This window comes from Erysipelothrix sp. HDW6C (assembly GCF_011299615.1).
GTDB lineage: Bacteria > Bacillota_I > Bacilli_A > Erysipelotrichales > Erysipelotrichaceae > Erysipelothrix.
This window is the reverse complement of record NZ_CP049861.1, coordinates 1004570-1025752: the sequence shown is the minus strand read 5'-3', so window position 1 is coordinate 1025752 and position 21183 is coordinate 1004570. Positions and strand designations below refer to the sequence as shown.

Below are 21183 nucleotides of genomic sequence, written 5' to 3'. Positions count from 1 at the left end.
TTGAACTTGCTAAATTATGTGAAATTGTAAATTTCTATATATTTTTTATGGAAATATTTGAAAATCACATTTAATCTTAAGTTTTGCCAAATTTTTCTGTGCATAAATTTAGCATTTCCAAGCATATTCATATAAAAATGGATAAAGTCTTAAGCATTGTCCATTTTTATATTTACCCTTCAAACTCCAAAAAGTATGTATTTCACCGTGTCTTTACTCTTCAAATTCAACATTACCACGATCGAAAGTATGGCATGATTTGTAAAGTTTTTGAAACCCAATCAGTACTCTGTTGCAATAAAAAAAGACATCCCTTAGGATGTCTTCATAAATTATTTCTTGATGTTAAAGAATGTATCTTTACCCAAGTAACGTGCTGCTGAACCTAATTCTTCCTCAATACGGATTAATTGGTTATATTTAGCAATACGGTCTGTACGGCTCATTGAACCTGTCTTAATTTGTCCTGCATTGAATGCTACAGCGATATCAGCGATTGTTGTATCTTCTGATTCACCCGAACGGTGTGAAACGACTGATGTATATCCAGCACGTTTTGCCATTTCCATAGCGTCAAATGTTTCTGTTAAAGTACCAATTTGGTTAACTTTAATTAAGATTGAGTTTGCAATTCCTTTGTCGATACCTTCTTTTAAGATAGCTGGGTTTGTAACGAATAAGTCGTCACCAACGATTTGTACACGATCACCAATGCGATCTGTTAAACGTTTCCATCCATCCCAGTCACGTTCTCCCAATCCATCTTCGATTGAAACAACTGGGTATTTGTTGATGAATCCTTCATACATGTCGATCATTTGATCTGATGTTAATTCTTCACCACTTGATTTTGAAAGTACGTATACACCTTTTTCTGCATCATAGAATTCTGAAGCAGCTACGTCCATTGCTAAGACAATGTCTGTTCCTGGTACATATCCTGCACGTTTGATAGCTTCAACGATAACTTCTAATGGTTCTTCGTTTGATGCTAAGTTTGGAGCGAATCCACCTTCATCACCAACAGCTGTAACTGCACCTTTTTCTTTAAGAACTGTTTTTAAAGCGTGGAATGTTTCAGCACCCATACGGATTGCTTCACGGATTGATTTTGCACTGATTGGCATAATCATGAATTCTTGGAAATCAACAGATGAGTCAGCGTGTGATCCACCATTGATAACGTTCATCATTGGTACTGGAAGTTCTTTTCCATTGAATCCACCTAAGTATTTGTAAAGTGGCATTCCGTAGAAATCAGCAGCAGCAATAGCAGCAGCCATTGATACACCTAAGATTGCGTTTGCACCTAATTTTGATTTGTCTTTTGTACCGTCTAATTCGATCATTGTTTGGTCGATTAAGTTTTGGTCTGTTACGTCAAATCCAATTAAGTGTTCAGCGATAATTTCGTTTACGTTATTAACAGCTGTTAATACACCTTTTCCTAGGTAACGTGATTTGTCTCCGTCACGAAGTTCTAATGCTTCACGTTCACCTGTTGATGCTCCTGATGGAACAATAGCACGTCCGAAAGCACCTGATTCTGTTGCAATTTCAACCTCAATAGTTGGGTTACCACGTGAGTCTAATACTTCACGTGCATGAATATCAATAATAAATGGCATTTTATAAATGTCCTCCTTCTTATTAACTAAAATTACATTGCATCGATGATTGCTTTGAATGAGTCAACTTCTAATGAAGCCCCACCAATCAATGCACCATCAATGTCTTCTTGTGACATGTACTCAGCAATGTTATCTGGTTTTACAGATCCACCGTATTGTACACGAACTTTGTCAGCAACGTCGCCACCAAATAGGTTACGAACTTCGTCACGAACTAATGCACATGTGTTTTGTGCAATTTCAACGGTTGCACTCTTGCCTGTTCCGATTGCCCAAACTGGTTCATAAGCAATAACGAGGTTTGCCACGTCATCACCTTTTAATCCACTTAAGCATCCAGCAACTTGCTTGCGAACAACTTCTTCAGTCTTATCTGCTTCAAATTCGAAGAGTGTTTCACCGACACAAACGATTGGTGTGATTCCTGCTTCGATTGCTACAGCCGCTTTTTTGTTTACATCAGCATCTGTTTCATTGAAATATTGACGACGTTCTGAGTGTCCTAGGACAACCCACTTAACACCGATTTCTTGTAACATTTCAATTGAAATTTCGCCAGTGTAAGCACCGTTTGCTGCCCAGTGTACGTTTTCAGCAGCAACGTGCAAGTTTTTTGCAGCATTGACTGAAGTTGCTAATGCAGTAAATGGTACCGCAACACCGTAGTCAGCTTTGTCATTTGCAAATGCATCAACACCGTCAAAGAAGACTTGTGCTTGTGCATTTGTTTTATTCATTTTCCAGTTACCGAAGATAATTGGCTTTCTCATTGTTATTTATCCTGAATTGCAGCAATACCTGGCAATTCTTTTCCTTCCATAAATTCTAAACTAGCCCCACCACCTGTTGAGATGTGTGTGATTTGGTCTTTGAATCCTAATTGAATTGCAGCAGCAGCGGAATCACCACCACCAATGACACTCAATACGTCTGGAAGTTCTGTAATAGCCTTACATACTTCTAAAGTACCTTTTGCAAATGCAGGGAATTCAAATACGCCCATTGGACCATTCCAAACAACTGTTTTAGCACCTTCGAGTTCTTTCTTGAACAACTCGATTGATTTTGGACCAATGTCAAGACCCATCATATCCGCTGGCATTGCATCTTCTGCAGCAACGAAGTGTTCTGCATCTGGAGCAAACGCTTTTGCTACAACGTTATCTACAGGAAGAATTAATTTGTCCCCTGCTTTTTCGATAATTGCTTTCGCTACATCGATACGATCCATTTCGACCAATGATGTTCCAATTTCAAGTCCCATTGCTTTGTAGAATGTATACGCCATTCCACCACCAACGATAACTTTATCAGCAACATCAAGTAAGTTTTCAATAACATTGATTTTATCGCTAACTTTAGCGCCACCTAAAATCGCAACGAATGGGCGTTTTGGTGAGTAAATAGCTTCTGATAAGAATTTAACTTCTTTTTCAACAAGGAATCCCAATGCTGAAGGTAAGTGATGTGCAATACCAACAGTAGAAGCATGCGCACGGTGAACTGAACCGAATGCATCAGTAACAAATAAGTCACCTAAGCTTGCCCAGTATGATGCCAAGTTGTCATCATTCTTGCTTTCTCCTACTTCATAACGTGTGTTTTGCATGAGAACGATATCGCCGTCCTTCATATCTGCTACAGCCTCCTCAAGCTGAGCCCCACGTGTTACCGGAACAAAAGTAACTTTTGTCTCTGGTAAAAGTTCTTGCAGTCTGACAGCAACAGGTGCCATGTTGTTTTTAGCTTTGTCTGCTTCTGTTTTTTCTGCATCCTTATGGTTAACTTTCCCCAAGTGTGACATAAGAATAACTTTTGCGTTGTTTTCGACCAAATATTTGATTGTTGGTAACGCACCCTTAATACGGTTGTCATCTGTAATAACGCCATCTTTTAATGGAACGTTAAAATCGACACGTACTATGACTCGTTTGCCAGCAACATCCAAATCTGTGACAGTTCTTTTAGTCATAATTGCCTCCTTATATACGTTTTTTATTATAACAAATAAACACTGGATAAACAATGAAATACAAGTGACTTGTTCGTGAATTCACATAAGCGATAAAAAAACACTCCTTTTCGCAATCGCTTGTTAAAAGATAGTGTTTACAGTACTATTGAAATATTTTCAGATTGGATTATATCAAATTCGAATACTCTCGTATTCGACCATTGAACCTTCCTTAATTTCATCAATTGAGGCAACCGTAATCCAATCATCCATGTTTCTTTGACGACCATATCGAAACGGTTTCTCCAGCATCTGAACATCTTTGACACTTACCAAACAGTATCGCTTTTTCCCAGCCCAGCGTTTATGTTGTTTCGCTGAGAGATTCAGTGCTTTTGCATGGCATGTCATAATTTCGACCGCTTCTGTGGGATTCAGTGATTCACTATTGATCACATGACTCACAACTGCTTTCGCCATAACCATGTGAGTGCCATCATTAACGACAAAGTAAAGAATTTCATTTTCAAAAACACGGCCATAAGGTAATTTACGTCCTGCTGCGCCTCGTACTATCATCGTCTTTTCACCACGCACCAGTTTTCCAAGAACATCCGCCTCTTTTTCACAATAAACTAAGTGTTCCATTATTTTCTCCTTTTCAATAGTTCTATCTTAAAGGCTACAGTGACTGTAATGTCAAATAATTTCAATTTCGAGATCTGTTACAAATTGCTCCTGATCTTGTGTTTGTGCGAAGTCAATGATATAGCGTTCGTGTGTCTTCCCTGCATATTCGAAGCCATTCTCTACCATCCATGTTAGCATTGCAGCATATTTCGCAGGGATTTCAGCATAGGAACCGTGATGACGTAATCGAACAATTCTTTGCATGGGAATTTTCTTTGTAACCCCTTCAATTGAAGTACTTACTTCTGCATACACTTCCACATCTACAGACTGGGGATTGTATTTGCGATAATCATCATGATTCCATGCACATAAGGGGCCGATTGGTTGTAAGCCACACGCCTTCAATGACTGCATCAGTTTATTAAATCGTTTTGCATAGATATCAGCGCCAGCAGGTAAAGTCTCCCGGTTGGAAACAACCGTAAGTTCGGGACGAACTACCATTGCAATTGGAATTTCTTTACGATCACTTAAAAATGATTGCAAGCGATTGACGAGTACTTGTTTTGCCATAATATCGGCATGTAACTCTGCAACTCTTCGCGCAACAACGGTATCATGATGGGCCACCTTATCTTCGGCTAATAACATTTTTATCTCATCCAGGCGAATTCCCATCGACTTAAAATAAATAATACGGTTCACCCTTTGAATTTGACAATCACTATAATAACGATAGTTATTTGCCGGATCAATGCGATGAGGGTTTAAAAGGTTTATTTCATCATAGTAATGCAGCGTTCGAACAGGAATTTTGACAAGATTGGCAAATGCCTTGATTGTATACTCCATTTGTATCTCCTTTAAACAAATAAAAAGCAGGCTTATTGCACAATAAAGCCCGCTTGAATGATTGCTTGTTTTGCAGTATAGACCACGTCATTAGACCCACTCACAGTAACGCTGCTCGTTCCCAAACTGATTGAGTACTCAATCCTTGTATTGTCCATTTCATGGGCTACCTTTTTGTATGCTTCTTCAGTATCTAAATCTTTAACAAATATAATATGTTTCATAGTCCCTCCTAATCGGCAATGTTCTTATAATAATAGATTGCCAGTTGCGTGCGATCACGCAAGTCTAACTTTTCCAAAATGACACTCAAGTAATTTCGAATTGTCCCTTCACTAAAACCAAGATTGTGGGCAATTTCCTTATTACTGAGTCCATCTGCCACTAATCTTACCAGTTCCATTTCCGTTTGCGTGAAATTATCTGGAATATTATGACGACTGGACTTGGTTCTTTTTTGTATCTTTGAAACAATATCTTGCCCGAAAACCATTTGATCATTCATTACCGCTTGGATGGCGGAACCAATATTCGCAAAGTCTTGCTTTAAAATGTAGCCCATCGCACCTATGGTTAATGCATCTTCGATATATTCATCATCAACAAAGGTTGTAAGGAATATAATACGCGCACTCGAATCATAGGCTAATACCTCACGACCTGCATCAATGCCATTCATATCTTTCATACGAATATCCATTAACATTATATCGGGATTGTGTTCCTTATATAAGCCGAGTGCCTCACGTCCATCGCCACCAATGGCAGCAACTTCACAATCCCCTTTCGCTTGGAGGATCATTTTTAGGGATGAACTCACAATTGGGTCATCGTCAATCAGAACTAATTTCATACTATCTCCTTCGGTACATTAATATAGATTCGGTATCCATCATGTGTTTGAATGTTACAGACACCGTTTAAATCTTTAATACGTTTTTGTATCCCCTTAAGCCCAATCCCAGATGACATATGCGCTGATTGCAACGTTCCATTGTCGTGAATTGTTACGATCACATGGGCACGTGTCTCTTTGATTGAAACTTTAACTGCGGTTGCGTTACTGTGTTTCACAATATTATTAACTGCTTCTTTAAGAATTAAGAGTAATGTGTTTTGAAGTTTTGGATCGAGTTCTTGAATATGAATATCCAAATTAACATCCTTCTCTTTTAGAATTTCCAAATAGGTTGCTACTTCCTCTTCAAATTGAATGGATTCATTATAAAGGGCATGAACGCTACTTCGGATTGAGTCCATTCCCTGATCCAGTGTTTGTTTTAAAGTAGCATAGACCGGATCTTTATGTGCATCCGTATTGATTGCTTGCAATGCCCCAACTTGAATGATTGCACTTGAAAGAAGATGGCCGACATTATCATGTATATCTCGAGCAATTCGATTGCGCTCATTCAACCGTTCTACTTTCAATTGATCATCATGCTCCTTGATTGCTTGCACTTGCATTTGTTCCTGGCTCAGTTCAAGAGTGCGTTGTTGATCGTTGAAGGCCTCCAGCTTTGTAGTTAGAACATCGTTGTTGTATTCCAAGGAGCCCAAAGCATATATCAGACACGAACTCCCAAAAATAATCAATGCATTAAAGTTTGGTTTCAAAAGTAGTGGCACTAAGAAAACAAAATCAACTGGCGAATCAAAATCAAATGCAATCAGTGGGAACGAGAGGATTAACAATGGAATGGGAATGGATAGGATAGATATCAGTGCAAAAAGACCGATGCGAATGCGGCGGTCAGTATTTAAAGACAAGCCGCATGTTGCAATAATAGGAATTAATAACGCCAAAATATCAATGTCACTGATTCCTGTTCGAACCACTGACATTGCCATCATAAGATAAAGAATTCCTTTCAGTCCATAACGTCTCATCAACAATCACCTGTACCTATTATAAATTTTCACAGCACAAATGACAAATGTCATTTGCACTGGTGACATTTACCACTGTTTGATAAGCAATCAAACAGCTATGATAGGTGTACGAACAAGGAGAACTACTTATGAACACATTAGAAATTACCGATTTAGTAAAACGTTATGGGGACTTTACCGCCGTCGATCACCTTAACTTAAACATCAAAGAAGGCGAAGTGTTAGGATTGTTGGGTCCTAACGGGAGCGGAAAGAGCACAACAATTAATTGCTTGCTCTCACTCTTAAAATACGAACATGGAACCATCGAAATCTTCGGAAAGAAAATGAGCCCAAACGCATTGGAAATCAAACGAAATATTGGAATTGTTCCGCAAGACGTTGCGGTCTTCGATGAGTTGAATGTCTATGAGAATATTGACTACTTCTGCGGACTGTATGTCAATGACAAGCACGAACGTAAAGCACTTGTTGAAGAAGCAATTCAGTTTGTAGGATTACAAGACTTCACCAAGCACCTACCAAAGGAACTGAGTGGTGGATTGCTACGTCGTCTCAACATTGCCTGTGGGGTTGCTCATAAACCAAAACTCATTATCCTCGATGAACCAACAGTTGCGGTTGATCCACAAAGTCGAAATAAGATTCTTGAGGGAATCGTTGAACTCAACAAACAAGGTTCAACCATCCTCTACACCAGCCATTACATGGAAGAAATTGAACAAATCTGTACCCGCGTTGTAATTATGGACAAAGGGAAAGAGATTGCCACGGGTACGAAAGAAGAACTCAAAGCAATGAGTCAATTCGGAGAAACAGTCAGTTTCACAAGTTTCGACCTGAGCGCTGCATTTATTGAGAGCGTCAAGTCCCTCGATTTCGTATTCGAAGTATCGCAGGATGTTAATGACCTTGTCATTCGTTGCCACCGTGGTGACCACAACCTTGTAAATTTAATCAATCACTTTACACAAGCAAATGTTGACTACCTCAGTGTACGCAATGAAATGCCAACACTTAACGATGTCTTCTTGGAAATCACTGGAAAGGATCTTCGTGACTAGTATGTTTAAATACCGATTCAAAACAATTATCAAAGATAAAGCACTTATCTTTTGGACCTTAATATTCCCTATGATTCTTGCAAGCCTCTTCAATGTCGTTCTAAGAGACGCACTCACAGTTGAAAAAACAACCCGCTATCCCGTCGCGATTGTATCCATTGACAACGCTCCTGCGAATGACTTTTTAACCATTCTGAGTGACGAAGTTGGGCTTATTGAAATTCATACGTTTGAGAATTCAGCAGATGCACAAGCATCCCTTGAAAATGACGAAACAATGGCGTTCATTGAGTTCGATGGTAGTTTCAAAGTCTCAATAAAAAAAGCAACCACCATGACGACAGTCCTCAACAATGCACTCAATAACTTCAACAGCAAGCAAGCGATGATTCAAACGATTGCACAAACAAACCCCGAACGTCTGACCCCAGAGTTCATCGCATCTCTTACAGAAGCACACCAATTCACAACAAACTCTGCTGAAAATGGCAGTGATGCAATCTTCACCATCCATATGTATACGACAATCGCAATGCTGTGTATCTATGCTTCACAATGGGGAACAAAAAGTGGTGAGTACCTCCAAGCCGATGTATCGGCATTGGGGATTCGAACTAATGTTGCCCCAACACCCAAACTTCGTTTACTTGGTTTAGATATTGCGGTCGTGTATCTAATCTTCATGATCGAATTTATCATTCATTTCCTCTTCCTAAAATTTGCTCTCAATGTACCTATGGGTGACAATTACGGAATCATTGCCGCAACTGCACTTGCCGGTGGCTTATTCTCAATCTGCTTTGGATACGCAGCGAGTGTCTTCATCAAAGGTGGAAGCGCACAGCGTGCTAACTTCATTTCTGGATTCGGTGTTCTCTGTGGATTCCTCTCTGGAATGATGTCAACATCCGTTCGTACAGCAATCGACAATGTTTCACCAGTTATATCAATGCTAAATCCATCAGCACTCATTTCTGATAATTTCCATCTCGCGACATTAACAGGAAAAAATGCTCAAGCATTTACGAATATTGGAATTCTTCTTGGAATGGCGCTTATTCTTGCCATCCTCACGTATAGAAAGTTAAAGGTAGTTTCTTATGATAGTATTTAAAACCCTCATGCGTACAACATGGCGCAAAAAAACAGCACTTATCCTGCCTATGATAATGTTTGTTGCCTTCATGTTTGTCGCTCGCGCTGACGCACAATCGCAAGAATCTGCGTTTACCAATGCCATTCCAAAAATAAGTGTTGTCAACCTTGATAATAGCAACCTTTCAAAGGGTCTTCTCGATTACCTTGATGGACGTGTTGAATTTGTCGAGGCAACCGAAGCGCAGTTCGAAAATTTGATTTTCTATCATGAAATAAGCTTCGCAATGACAATCCCAGCAAACTTTAGTGAAACTTTCCAAACAGAATCCATCCAATCACAAATGATCTACGATAACGCTTCTGGATATATTGCAGACTCGTATGTGAATGAATACCTAAATGCAGTTGCAAGTCTTTACAATAATGGGTATTCACTGGATGAATCGATTCACATGGTTCAGACATCACTTGTTAATGCAAATAATGTTTCAGTTATTGATACTGTTCAAGACAACAGCGGAGTTGCAGAGCGATTCTTTACGCTCGAACTCTACCCTGATATGCTGACAGTACTTACAGTTGTCACGATGCTGCTTATTATCTTCAATCAAACAAGCATCAAAATGCGTTCCGCAATTTCAGCAACATCAACACGCAAACAAACACTTCAACTCATGTTTGGCATTGTATTGATTGGCAATGTCTTGTGGGTTGTTACGAAGATTATTACAGTGATTGTATTGAAGGATTATCTTAATCCCGCAACACTGGGTCTGCACTTTCTCAATTCCTACGTATTCTTCATCGTAATTCTATCACTTGCATTCTTAATCAGTAAATTTGCATTATCTCCTTCAATGAGAGTTGCTGTGTTAAACTCAACAACTCTCGGTCTATCCTTTATATCTGGAGTATTCGTTCCCCAATACTTGATGAACGCAACCATCGTAAATATCTCGAAACTTTTCCCACTATATTGGAACATTGAGGTTACACAAAGAATCAACGATGGTCTTACATCCTTCGGCGATCTCGCAATGCCATTCCTCATTCAAATCGTATTCGCTGTTGTATTAGTTGCAGTCGCACTTGTTATTTCCTCTGAGAAATCATTCAAGACTGTCAATGCAAAAATAAATACACAATCATAAAAATAGAAAAGTGTGAATTAAGGAACCAATTCAGTTCCTTAACCCACACTTTTTCTTATACTTTCATTTTAAAACGGCGTAATCTCAATGCATTGGCCACAACCGATACGGATGAGAATGCCATTGCTGCTCCCGCAATCATAGGATCCAACATTGGACCATTGAAGAGGAGTTTGAATAGCCCCATCGCAAAGGGAATTCCAATAACATTGTAAGCAAAGGCCCAGAATAGGTTTTGCTTGATATTTCTCATGGTTGCTTTACTCAACGCAAGTGCATTTACAACATCTTTGATATTATCCTTCATGAGAACAATCTTCGCAGACTCAATGGCAACATCAGTTCCCGTTCCAACGGCAATTCCTACGTCACTTTGAACAAGCGCAATTGCATCATTAATACCATCGCCAACCATCATTACCTTTTTACCTTCGTCCTGAATCAATTTAATATTACTTGCTTTTTCGTCTGGTAATATTTCTGATAAAACATGTGTTATTCCAATTTGGTCGGCTATTGCTTTCGCAGTATCTTTATGGTCACCAGTCATCATAACAACATCAATATTCATACGTTTAAGGGCAGCAACTGTTTCAATGGCTTCATCTTTAATAGTATCAGCCACTGCTACAACACCAATCACCCTTCCATCAAATGAAACAATCATTGCTGTTTTTCCATGACGTGCATAACCTGTGATTGCACCGGCATATGCTGAATAATCACTGAGTGTTTCACGCATTAATTTTTCATTACCGATATAGAGTTTCTTTCCATCATAAAGTCCTTCAACACCACGACCGATGAGTGCTTCAAATTGATCTACGGGTGCAAAGGTAACATCCATCTCTTCCGCACCTCTCACAAGTGCTTGAGCAAGAGGATGCTCTGACATGCGTTCAATGGATCCAACAATTGTCATCAAATCATGATCGTCATATTCATTGGATACGATATCAGTAACAACAGGTTCACCATATGTCAGCGTTCCTGTTTTATCGAAGACTACCGTTTGGATATGCGATGCTTCTTCAAGAGATTCTGCTGACTTGATGAAAATTCCGTTTTGAGCACCAACACCGGTTCCAACCATTATTGCAGTCGGTGTTGCAAGACCCAATGCACACGGACATGCAATAACGAGCACTGTTACAAAGACAGTCAAACTCATTTCAACATCTCCACTGTAGAAAAACCAGAAGAGACCGGAAATAATTGAGATCAAGATGACAATCGGAACAAAGATGCCCGACACTTTATCAGCAACTTTTGAAATCGGAGCTTTTTCATTTTGTGCATTCTCTACAAGTTCAACAATTTTAGCGAGTTTTGTATCCTCATTGTTGACTGTTGCTTCAACAATCAAGCGACCATTGATGTTCATGGTTCCCATGACGACATCGTCACCAATTTCCTTATCAACCGGCATACTCTCACCCGTCAACATGGCCTCATCAACACTACTGTGACCTTCAACAACACGACCATCCATAGGAATTGAAGACCCTGGTTTAACAACAAGATGATCGCCAATACTGATTTCATCAACATCAATTTCAATTTCTTGGCCATCTCGCAATAAGATTGCGGATTTTGGCTTGAGATTGAGCAATGCTTTAATTGCTGAAGACGTTTTTGACTTGCTAACGGATTCAAAATATTTACCCAAACTGATGAGTGCTAGGATAACAACAGCCGTCTCTAGATAGAGGTGGTGGGCATAATGATGTTCTCCAGCAAAGATACGAATGGTTCCATAGAGACTGTAAACAACAGCTGCACCTGTCCCGATGGCAACCAAAGTATCCATGTTTGGTGACTTATTGAATAAGGTCTTAAACCCACGGCGATAGTAATCACGATTAACCCATAACACAGGGATCGTAATAAGCCATTGCACAATTGTATAACTTACAGGGCTTAATGTTGCGTCAACAAACCGAGGCATTGGTAATTTTACGGCAAACATTTGACCCATGGTGATATACAGCATAATTGCGGCCAAGATCAAACCAATTAGAACACCATTCTTTTCTTTTTGATGTGCTTTCTTGATCTCATCATCATCCAGCGCTACTACATCTTCCATACGAACCGCACCATATCCTTGCCCCTCAACTGCAGCAATAATATCTACCAGTTTAATTTCATTAGGATTATAGTCGACATGAGCTTTTTCAGTGATGAGATTCACGCGTGCAGATGACACACCGTCGAGGGCATTAAGCGCCCCTTCGACATTGGCAACACACGATGAACATGTCATATCTGTGATTTTCAAATCAACAGATTTGTTGATTGCTTGTTCAGCAACACCATAGCCACTTTTTTCAACTGCGGCCACAATTTCTGAATCAGCAACGGTATCATCCATCGTGACACTGGCTTTATTGGTAACCAAGTTGACATCGACGGATGAAACACCGTCAACCTTGGCGATTGCTTTTTCAACATGAGTTTGACATGACGAACATGTCATTCCTGTTATATCAAATGTTTTTGTTGACATACCTTTTACCTCTGGACGTTAACTATTGAACTGAATAGCCACTTTCTTTAACTGCATTTACGATTTGGTCGTCAGTAACAGTTTCACTTACGACAACTTTCGCAATCCCAGTTTCTAAATCGACATTGACATTCGATACGCCTTCAAGTTCATTGAGTGCATGAGTTACATGTCGAACACAGCCGCCACATGTCATACCATTTACTTTAAATTCTTTTTCCATTTTCGTAACCTCCTTGTAGTTCGTTTACATTTGTAGTCTATCATATCTTTTTAATGAGCGCAAGCATTTCAACCGAATTAATTTACAAATGTAAACGATTGAGTTTTGACACAAAAAAAGACTGCGTTATTTCAGTCTTTTTAAGAACATTTACGTATCCAGCGAATCTCATGGTTCATTATTATTGTTACCATGTTCTCTACTAACAGGGAGTTATTCGAAAGGATCAGATCAATGGTGCCAGATACGTAAATATTATAGAGTCATTATAGATGCCGTTCTCGGGGACTTGACGCGCAAACATAATGAAACTATTTAATGCAGCATTCCTGCATACAACTCTCAGTATTGATGTATGCTAATTCCATTATATTCATTCATGTTCAATCAAACAATTACTATGCTATTTCATCACTGAACGTGCACAATTATTAAAGAATTTAGCGTTCAAACATCACAGTAACTTCAGTCCATTTGTCATTGGAGAAACTCCCATGTATTAAACGTATATCGGACATCTTACTAAAGAATAGAATTGTTTCTTTCTGCAACGTTCCCTTATCATCATACTCTCTATTACCATGGACTTGTTGCGCATCCGATACGATTGTACGACCAAATGGTTGGTGCACTGTTGCGTCATAGACTTCGCGGTATGCAACATTTACCAGCATGGATTTAATGCCTTCGCTATCAAAAACATCCTGAAGCTTCGCTAATGAATCGTAGGAATTAACCTTGTCAGTCTGTGTATCAATAACTACAATATCGTGCTTTGTTTGTGTTGTCACAATCAGTTTATGATCAAACAATGTATATTCCAAGGGACTTTCGTTTGTTTGTCTTACAGAATATGTCCGAGCCCGACCGTCGACTGTTCGTATTTGAATTATATGTTGGTATGTAAAATCATCGCCATCTGATAAAGTCTCCAGGTTTGTTCCAATAATGTCTCTGGTGTTTTTTGCCTGAACTCCCACAACCATCGCATCATTGGAATCTAAAGAAACCCATGGTGTTTTTAACTCATCCCACAAAATGCATTGCTCGCTTAGTTCCGCATAATCATTGATTAAACGACTCATGATGCAGCCTTTTTTGGGGTCTTGTATCATTTGTGGCTCATATGGATAAAGAAGACGTATATTCGTACCATCAAAATATATTCTTTGCAAACTCAAATCAGAAGTCGTCTCGTAAGGTGGATACATATACCATTCATACCCATTCGAAGCATTTGATAATACCGCATTGAAACGGCGTTGATTCTCTTCTCGACCTTCAGTCAATTGGACTGGAAAGTACGCTACTTCATCTTCGTAATACACACCATCCGCATTAAAGTGTAAATCGCTAATTTTGTATTGCCACAAAATGTCCCTGAAATCATCGTTTTGTGCAACAAAATGATCGCCGGAAAGATATTTTTCATTGACGGGTTTCATCATTTTATGTTTTGTTTCATAAATGATGTCTTTGATTGATGTATCTTTGGCATCTTCATTTGTATATCCATACATAACCCAATAATCATTATGATTGCGCACGGGGACATACCTTAATTCTTTGATATTATGGCCATCAAAATCATTAACCGTAGTTTCAAGTTCATATTCAGGTGTGATTCTCACGATATTGTAATGGATTGCATCATCTTTATACGTGAATGGTACCCCTTTTCCTTTGTCTTTACCCACGGTTGTGAACTTCATGCCATTGGCAAGTATATCTATAACCGGAATCTGTTTCATAAATCTATAGAATGAAAGGTTGTAATTGATGAGTATTCCAAATACCAGCACAGATACTCCCACAATGCCAACATACTTTTTTATGTTATTAATTTTGTCTGAGTTCATGAATCTATCCTATTCTATCCCCTAAAAAAAAGACGAATAAATCGTCTTAAAAATTAATGGTTGATGCTGTATCCAAAGCAACTTCCATCATTTTAGTGAATGAATTTTGGCGTTCTTCAGCAGATGTTACTTCCTCGGTAACAAATGAATCCGAAATTGTTAATAAACATGCGGCGTGTTTGCCCAGTTTCTTAGCATTTGCAAAAAGAGCAAATGATTCCATTTCAACACATGCTACTTGATGTTCACGCTCAAGTTCTTGCCATGTTTTACCAGAATCACGATAGAACACATCACTAGAGTGTACACGTGCTTCATGCATTGGAATTTCTAGTTTCTCAGCACTTGATTTTAAGGCAGCATTGAGTGTATCACTTGGGAGTAAGACATCTTCTGTATAACCGAATGCTACTTTTGCAAAACTTGACTCACTATATGCACTGTCAGCGATCACGACGTCGTATACATCAACACCGTCTTTGTATGAGCCCGCAGAGCCAATACGAATAATCGCTTCGACTCCAAATTGGTCGTACAGTTCGTAGGAGTAGATACCAATACTTGGTTGTCCCATTCCTGAACCCATTACTGAAACTTCAACGTCGTTGTATGTTCCTGTGTATCCAAACATGTTGCGTACTTCATTGAACTGCTTGACATCCTTTAAGAATGTTTCGGCGATAAACTTCGCACGAAGTGGATCACCCGGCATGAGAACAACTTTCGCAATTTGTCCTTTTTCCGCATTAATATGTGGTGTTGCCATTAAAATTCCTCCTTTTGAATCTTACCTTGATTATATCATAAGAATGCCTTAAGAACAGAACTTCCTTCTTTGAGCTTCTTAAGATGTAAGCGCATTGATTATTTTTTGGCGTGCGATGCCGAACGCTTTAACTCGCACATATAATAGGTATCGTAAGGCTCATAACCTAAGCGTTCATAAATCGAAGCTGCAGCAGGATTGGTATAGAAAAGAACACCTTGTTTTCCTTGTTTCAAGAGTTCATCACTCATTCTTTTAACAACCTTTGTGGCAAACCCTTGCTTCATATAATCTCGGTCTGTACACACGCCAATAATCATGGCACTGTCAGATGTCATTGCAGTTGCGGTTGCAACACTCACTAATTTACCCTCAATCTTCCATCCATAGGAAATACGCAATCCTTGATGGAGTTCTGTTCGCACATGATCATGTGCACCAACACGAACACCGAAACTTTGCGATTCCAGTGCTACAATTGCATCTGCGTCCGCAGACGTAAGCACACTCACTTCAGATGTATCAATTTCTAGGTTATTGGGAGTGTAAACTGCCATTGTTGACGCAGCTTTACTTCCAATAATTGCATCAAGCCTCGAACCAATGAGTGCCATCGTTTTTGATCCAGCCATAATGCGTGGAAATGCTTCTTGTTCGTAAAGTTCGTATGCTTGAGTGATAAATGTATCACTTATCTGAGTTGCATAAAGATGCATTGTTTCTTCACGGAATCGAAAAATAACACCAACAAGATTGCCATCGGCATTATAATGACCGTAATAACGTTGGATTGTATCGTCAAACCCAAATAAATCGATATCCCCAATCAAAAAAAGATTGATATGAGGGTCAGTGTGAAGAAATCGTAGAAGTTCTGCTTGGTGTTGTTCATCTAACTGCATAGGTATTCCTCTTTTCTTACAAAGATTATAGCATTTTTATAGAAAAAAGAACTCCGAAGAGTTCTCTTGATTAAACACGTTTTGGATCGTATTTTTCACCATAGTATGATGCTTTAAGGATTGCACGCATATCTTTTACTAAAGGTAAACGTGGGTTACATGGTGAACATTGATCCTCATAAGCAAGGTAAGCAACTTCTTCTTCATGTTGTAAGAAGTCTTTTTCTGCAATTCCTTGCGCTTTGAAGCTCATATCAATACCACAGCGTACTGCAAGATCGTGGCATGCTTGGGCATAGCTTTCTACACCTTGTTCAACTGTATCGGCTTTTAATCCTAAGATTCGTGCAATTTCAGCGTAGCGTTCGTGAGCACGGTATACATTATACTTTGGCCACAATGATGGTTTTTCTGGATGTGTTCCATTATATCGGATAACATATGGCATCAAGATTGCATTGATACGTCCATGGGGAACATGCCAGCGTCCACCAATTTTATGAGCCAACGAGTGGTTCATTCCTAAGAATGCATTACCGAATGCCATTCCGGCCATTGTTGAGGCATTATGCATTTTTTCACGTGCTTCAAGATCATTACTTCCGTCTTTAACACAGCGCTCAAGATATTGATATACAAGTTTAATTGCTTGGATGCAAAGTCCATCTGTATAGTCGTTTGCAAAGTTTGAAACATACGCTTCGGTTGCATGTGTTAACACATCAAGCCCTGTATCTGCAGTTACAGATGCTGGCAAGTTTTGTGTAAAGATTGGGTCAACGATTGCAACATTTGGAACCATTGAGTAGTCAGCAAGTGGGTACTTCTTATTCGCTTGCTTGTCAGTGATAACAGCAAATGGTGTTACTTCACTTCCTGTTCCTGATGTTGTTGGGATACATACCATCTGTGCTTTCACACCCAAGTCTGGATACTTAAAGGCACGTTTACGAATATCGATAAATTTTTGCTTCAAGTCATTGAAGTCAACTTCTGGGTGTTCGTAGAAAATCCACATACCCTTGGCTGCATCCATTGGTGAACCCCCACCCAAAGCAATAATTGTATCGGGTTGGAAGGCTTGCATCATTTCGAAACCTTTCTTGACGGTCTCAATTGATGGATCCGGTTCGACATCTGCGAACAATTGAATAACAACATTGTTTGCGCGGTTGTTGAGTTGTTCAACGATTAGATTGTAGAATCCAAGATCTACCATCGATTTATCGGTTACGACGAAGACGCGTTCAACATCACGCATTTCTGACAAGTAACGAATTGAGTTGCGTTCGAAATAGATTTTCTCTGGTACTTTGAACCATTGCATATTATTGTTACGTCTCCCAATCTTTTTGATATTTAATAAATTGATAGCTCCTACATTATCACCCACTGAGTTGTGACCGTATGATCCACAACCAAGCGTTAATGATGGAATAAAGTCATTATAAACATTTCCAATTCCACCAAATGTTGATGGTGCATTCCAGATAATACGGATTGCTGGGATGGCTTCACCGAATTGTTCTGAGATTTCTTTTGATTTTGTATGGATCGCTGCTGAGTGACCCATTCCATTAAATTCAACCATTTGACGGGATAATGCGATCCCTTCAGCAGTATCTTTAGATTTTAGAATTGCAAGGACAGGTGAGAGTTTCTCACGGGTTAAGACTTCTTTAGGACCAACTTCTTTACATTCTGCAGCAATGATAACAGTGTTTGCAGGTACTTTAATTCCTGCTTGTTCTGCAATCCACGTTGCATCTTTACCAACAACTGTTGGATTCAATACGGCATCGGCATAGTTTTTATCTGTCGACGCAACACCGAACATGAATGTTTCAACTTTTTTCTTTTCAGCGGCATTGATGAAATAGACACCATAGTTTTTAAACTTTTCAACGGCATCATCATAAATTTCCTTATCAATGATAACTGCTTGTTCTGATGCACAAATCATACCATTATCAAATGATTTTGATAGGGCAATATCATTCACAGCTTGAGCAACATCTGCTGTTTTCTCAATATAGGCAGGCACGTTTCCAGCACCAACACCTAAGGCTGGTTTACCACAAGAGTATGCGGCACGAACCATTGCGTTACCACCAGTAGCAAGAATTGTTGCCACACCTTCATGATTCATCAACTGATCTGTTTTCTCTTTTGAACCACGCTCAATCCATTGAATACAATTTTCAGGTGCACCTGCTGCAATCGCAGCATCACGAATTACCTTCGCTGCAGCCACACTACAACGTTGTGCTGAAGGGTGGAATGAAAAGATAATTGGGTTCCGTGTTTTCAATGATATCAACGCTTTAAACATTGCGGTTGATGTAGGGTTTGTAACTGGGGTAATCCCACAAATAACACCTACAGGATCGGCGATTTGTGTAATTCCTGTAACATCATCTTCCGAGATGATACCAACAGTTTTTAAGTTTCTCATATGGTTGATGACATGCTCACATGCAAACATATTTTTAGTTGCTTTATCTTCAAAGACACCACGTCCTGTTTCTTCAACAGCAAGTTGGGCAAGAATACCATGTTTGTCCACACCAGCAACTGCTGCCTTCGCAACAATGTAGTCAACTTGTTCTTGATTAAGTTCTAAGAATTCTTTTAATGCTTTTTGTCCATTGGCAACGAGTGTGTTTACTTCATTGTCAATTACAGTCTTTTTGTCTGTCATAACTTCCTCCTTGTTATTTCTTTCACATACTTAGTGTACATTGGATTCCCCATCGTTCCAAACAATTTTCCTGCGAAACCGAACAAATTATGCGAAAATAAAAAAAACACTTCCAGTGAAGCGTTTTCATTGTGAAATAATTAACAAATTCTACAACTTTATGATTTTGCGTCGAATTTGTGACGACATTTCGGACACGTCACACTAATCTTTCCTTTGCGACGCGGAACGCGTAATTGAGTACCGCACTCTGAGCATTTCAAATATTTGTACTTTGGGAAGTCTTTAATACGGGTTGTTATTTTGCGAACTTTCCCCTTTAGTTTGTTCCATATATAGAGATATGCTTGATTCTCTTCATAACGTTTTGTAATATTCTTTGAGAACATTCGGAAATATACAACAATCATAATTGGCAACCATACTAAGGATAACCAACTAATCTTGGTAATCATGGAAATGAGAGCAAGGATAACGGTTAGATAGAGCAAATGTTGATTGAGCTTATCAGCACCATAGCGTCCTCGCATAAAGTTTAAAAATTTCTGTTTCATATAAATCGTAGCGAATAGCGATGCGTAATATCCGCGCCTCTTTCTAAGGTTTTAATTGCGAGTTTCTCTTTAAAGTCACCCGTTGCATCAAAGCGATCTGTAATGCCCAACCATGGTTCAATGCAGATAAACGGTGCAAGCTCTCCATCTACAACCGGGGTCCATAGTCCAACATAGTCAAAACCAGCAAATTCAGCACGCACAGTTTCACCAGTTTTTAGGTTCACCAAATCTACAGCATCAACATTTGTATAGATTAGCGCATCATTGGAGAAACGTTCAAATTCAACTGGAATTGGCTCAACTTCAATTGGAACTTGTTGGTCGACATGACCACCCTTTAATGTAATCTCATCAACGGGTCCACGTGTCTTAAATCGGAATTCGTAATTGTCATCGGGCGTGAGCGCAAATGCTGGATGCGCCCCGATTGAATAATACATTTCCTGCGTATCAAGATTGAATACATGCCAACCAATGTGAATTGTGTCGGCATCGAGTCTATACTCTATTTCAACGGCATGCTCAAATGGATACTTATCTTTGAGTTGTCCCTGACTTTCAAATCGAAGCACTGCATGTGTTGCATCGTGTGTTTTGACAGTAAAATCTTGGTCACGTAAGAATCCATGTTGACTCAGTTGATAGGACGTATCATCGATACGATATGAACCATTAATGACACGCCCAACAATCGGAAATAACACTGGAGAAACGCGTCCCCAGTATTTCGTATCACCACTCCACATCATCTCTTTCTTTGTAACCTTATTATAGACCGATACAATTTCTGCACCGTGTTCGGCAATTGTTACCAGTAAATGTTCATTTTCAAGTTTTATCATTTTCCACCTCGGTTAATGCGATAATTATATCATGACATTTGGTACAAGATACTGAATTTAATGTGATAGTCGTAAAAAAAAAACAGAAACGATTAGTACGCTTCTGTTTGAACATCAATATATTCGTTGGCTGAAATCAATTTGGAAACAGGGCAGCGCTTATGGGCTTGCTCAGCAAGTTGTGTCACTTTCTCGTCTTCCAATCCTTCAACTGCAACAAAAGCAGTCAGTGCAAAGTACAAACCTTTCGTCTCCGTCTCGGGGTGCAATTCAACCTCAACGCGAACACGGCTTTGATTCTCCCAACCACGGGCTTTCATCAATGCTTGAATGGTTAAGTTTAGGCATGTTGCCCAAGCCATCCCCATAAATTGTTCTGGATTAGCACCTTCTTCACCCTTACTTGGTGATCCAACTTTAATCTTCCACTCGTTTTCAATGCGTGTTTCATTGGGAGTTTTAGTTTCGTTGACTGCAACTGTTTTATATAATACGCTCATTATGATTCCTCCTCGTCTTCAGCAAAAGTATAGCATGATTCAATAAAC

At 39.3% G+C, this 21183-nt stretch carries 20 protein-coding genes; 3 read left to right on the top strand and 17 right to left on the bottom strand.

What is annotated here, in order from left to right; all coding sequences use genetic code 11:
- Positions 1-332: 332 nt before the first annotated feature.
- From eno to G7062_RS04610, 8 genes are all read right to left on the bottom strand, one after another.
- Positions 333-1628, bottom strand: a complete 1296-nt coding sequence (gene eno, locus G7062_RS04645; protein ID WP_166064768.1) for a phosphopyruvate hydratase — start codon at positions 1626-1628, stop codon at positions 333-335.
- Positions 1629-1660: 32 nt separating this feature from the next.
- Positions 1661-2401 carry a triose-phosphate isomerase gene (tpiA, locus tag G7062_RS04640; protein ID WP_166064767.1) on the bottom strand — a complete coding sequence of 247 codons (741 nt, stop codon included), beginning with the start codon at positions 2399-2401 and terminating at the stop codon, positions 1661-1663.
- Between the two features lie 2 nt (positions 2402-2403).
- On the bottom strand, positions 2404-3603 hold the full coding sequence (pgk, locus tag G7062_RS04635; protein WP_166064766.1) for a phosphoglycerate kinase: 1200 nt from the start codon (positions 3601-3603) through the stop codon (positions 2404-2406).
- 174 nt (positions 3604-3777) lie between these two features.
- A complete protein-coding gene (locus tag G7062_RS04630; protein ID WP_166064765.1) occupies positions 3778-4233 on the bottom strand; it encodes a hypothetical protein in 456 nt (151 codons plus the stop codon).
- A gap of 51 nt (positions 4234-4284) precedes the next feature.
- Entirely contained in the window at positions 4285-5070 is a 786-nt protein-coding gene (locus G7062_RS04625) for a MerR family transcriptional regulator (protein ID WP_166064764.1), read from the bottom strand.
- A 32-nt stretch (positions 5071-5102) separates the two neighbouring features.
- Entirely contained in the window at positions 5103-5294 is a 192-nt protein-coding gene (locus tag G7062_RS04620; protein WP_166064763.1) for a copper chaperone, read from the bottom strand.
- Positions 5295-5302: 8 nt separating this feature from the next.
- Positions 5303-5923: a response regulator transcription factor gene (locus tag G7062_RS04615; RefSeq protein WP_166064762.1), complete on the bottom strand. Its 621-nt coding sequence runs from the start codon at positions 5921-5923 to the stop codon at positions 5303-5305.
- Complete coding sequence (locus G7062_RS04610) at positions 5920-6960, bottom strand: sensor histidine kinase (protein WP_166064761.1); 1041 nt, start codon at positions 6958-6960, stop codon at positions 5920-5922. Before G7062_RS04610 ends, G7062_RS04615 begins: the two co-directional genes overlap by 4 nt.
- Positions 6961-7091: 131 nt before the next feature.
- On the opposite strand from G7062_RS04610, the gene G7062_RS04605 reads away from it, so the two are divergent.
- From G7062_RS04605 to G7062_RS04595, 3 genes are read left to right on the top strand one after another with little or no spacing between them, the layout of a single operon-like run.
- Positions 7092-8027 (top strand): ABC transporter ATP-binding protein, encoded by a 936-nt coding sequence (locus G7062_RS04605; RefSeq protein ID WP_166064760.1) that lies wholly within the window; start codon positions 7092-7094, stop codon positions 8025-8027.
- A gap of 1 nt (position 8028) precedes the next feature.
- On the top strand, positions 8029-9141 hold the full coding sequence (locus G7062_RS04600; protein WP_166064759.1) for an ABC transporter permease: 1113 nt from the start codon (positions 8029-8031) through the stop codon (positions 9139-9141).
- The gene (locus G7062_RS04595; RefSeq protein ID WP_166064757.1) at positions 9128-10276 is read left to right on the top strand and encodes an ABC transporter permease; all 1149 of its coding nucleotides are present in this window, start codon (positions 9128-9130) and stop codon (positions 10274-10276) included. Before G7062_RS04600 ends, G7062_RS04595 begins: the two co-directional genes overlap by 14 nt.
- A gap of 55 nt (positions 10277-10331) precedes the next feature.
- On the opposite strand, the gene G7062_RS04590 is transcribed toward G7062_RS04595, so the two are convergent.
- The 9 genes from G7062_RS04590 to G7062_RS04550 form a co-directional block, all read right to left on the bottom strand.
- Entirely contained in the window at positions 10332-12785 is a 2454-nt protein-coding gene (locus G7062_RS04590; protein WP_166064756.1) for a heavy metal translocating P-type ATPase, read from the bottom strand.
- Positions 12786-12807: 22 nt separating this feature from the next.
- On the bottom strand, positions 12808-13008 hold the full coding sequence (locus tag G7062_RS04585) for a heavy-metal-associated domain-containing protein (RefSeq protein WP_166064755.1): 201 nt from the start codon (positions 13006-13008) through the stop codon (positions 12808-12810).
- A 440-nt stretch (positions 13009-13448) separates the two neighbouring features.
- On the bottom strand, positions 13449-14867 hold the full coding sequence (locus G7062_RS04580) for a hypothetical protein (RefSeq protein WP_166064754.1): 1419 nt from the start codon (positions 14865-14867) through the stop codon (positions 13449-13451).
- A 46-nt stretch (positions 14868-14913) separates the two neighbouring features.
- Entirely contained in the window at positions 14914-15633 is a 720-nt protein-coding gene (deoD, locus tag G7062_RS04575) for a purine-nucleoside phosphorylase (RefSeq protein ID WP_166064753.1), read from the bottom strand.
- Between the two features lie 98 nt (positions 15634-15731).
- Positions 15732-16535: a GNAT family N-acetyltransferase gene (locus G7062_RS04570; RefSeq protein ID WP_166064752.1), complete on the bottom strand. Its 804-nt coding sequence runs from the start codon at positions 16533-16535 to the stop codon at positions 15732-15734.
- Positions 16536-16605: 70 nt separating this feature from the next.
- A complete protein-coding gene (gene adhE / locus G7062_RS04565) occupies positions 16606-19236 on the bottom strand; it encodes a bifunctional acetaldehyde-CoA/alcohol dehydrogenase (protein ID WP_166064751.1) in 2631 nt (876 codons plus the stop codon).
- A 158-nt stretch (positions 19237-19394) separates the two neighbouring features.
- Entirely contained in the window at positions 19395-19790 is a 396-nt protein-coding gene (locus G7062_RS04560; RefSeq protein WP_166064750.1) for a hypothetical protein, read from the bottom strand.
- On the bottom strand, positions 19787-20635 hold the full coding sequence (locus tag G7062_RS04555; RefSeq protein WP_166064749.1) for an aldose 1-epimerase family protein: 849 nt from the start codon (positions 20633-20635) through the stop codon (positions 19787-19789). The genes G7062_RS04560 and G7062_RS04555 overlap by 4 nt, the downstream gene beginning before the upstream one ends.
- A 92-nt stretch (positions 20636-20727) precedes the next feature.
- A complete protein-coding gene (locus G7062_RS04550) occupies positions 20728-21135 on the bottom strand; it encodes an OsmC family protein (RefSeq protein WP_166064747.1) in 408 nt (135 codons plus the stop codon).
- Between the last annotated feature and the right edge of the window lie 48 nt (positions 21136-21183).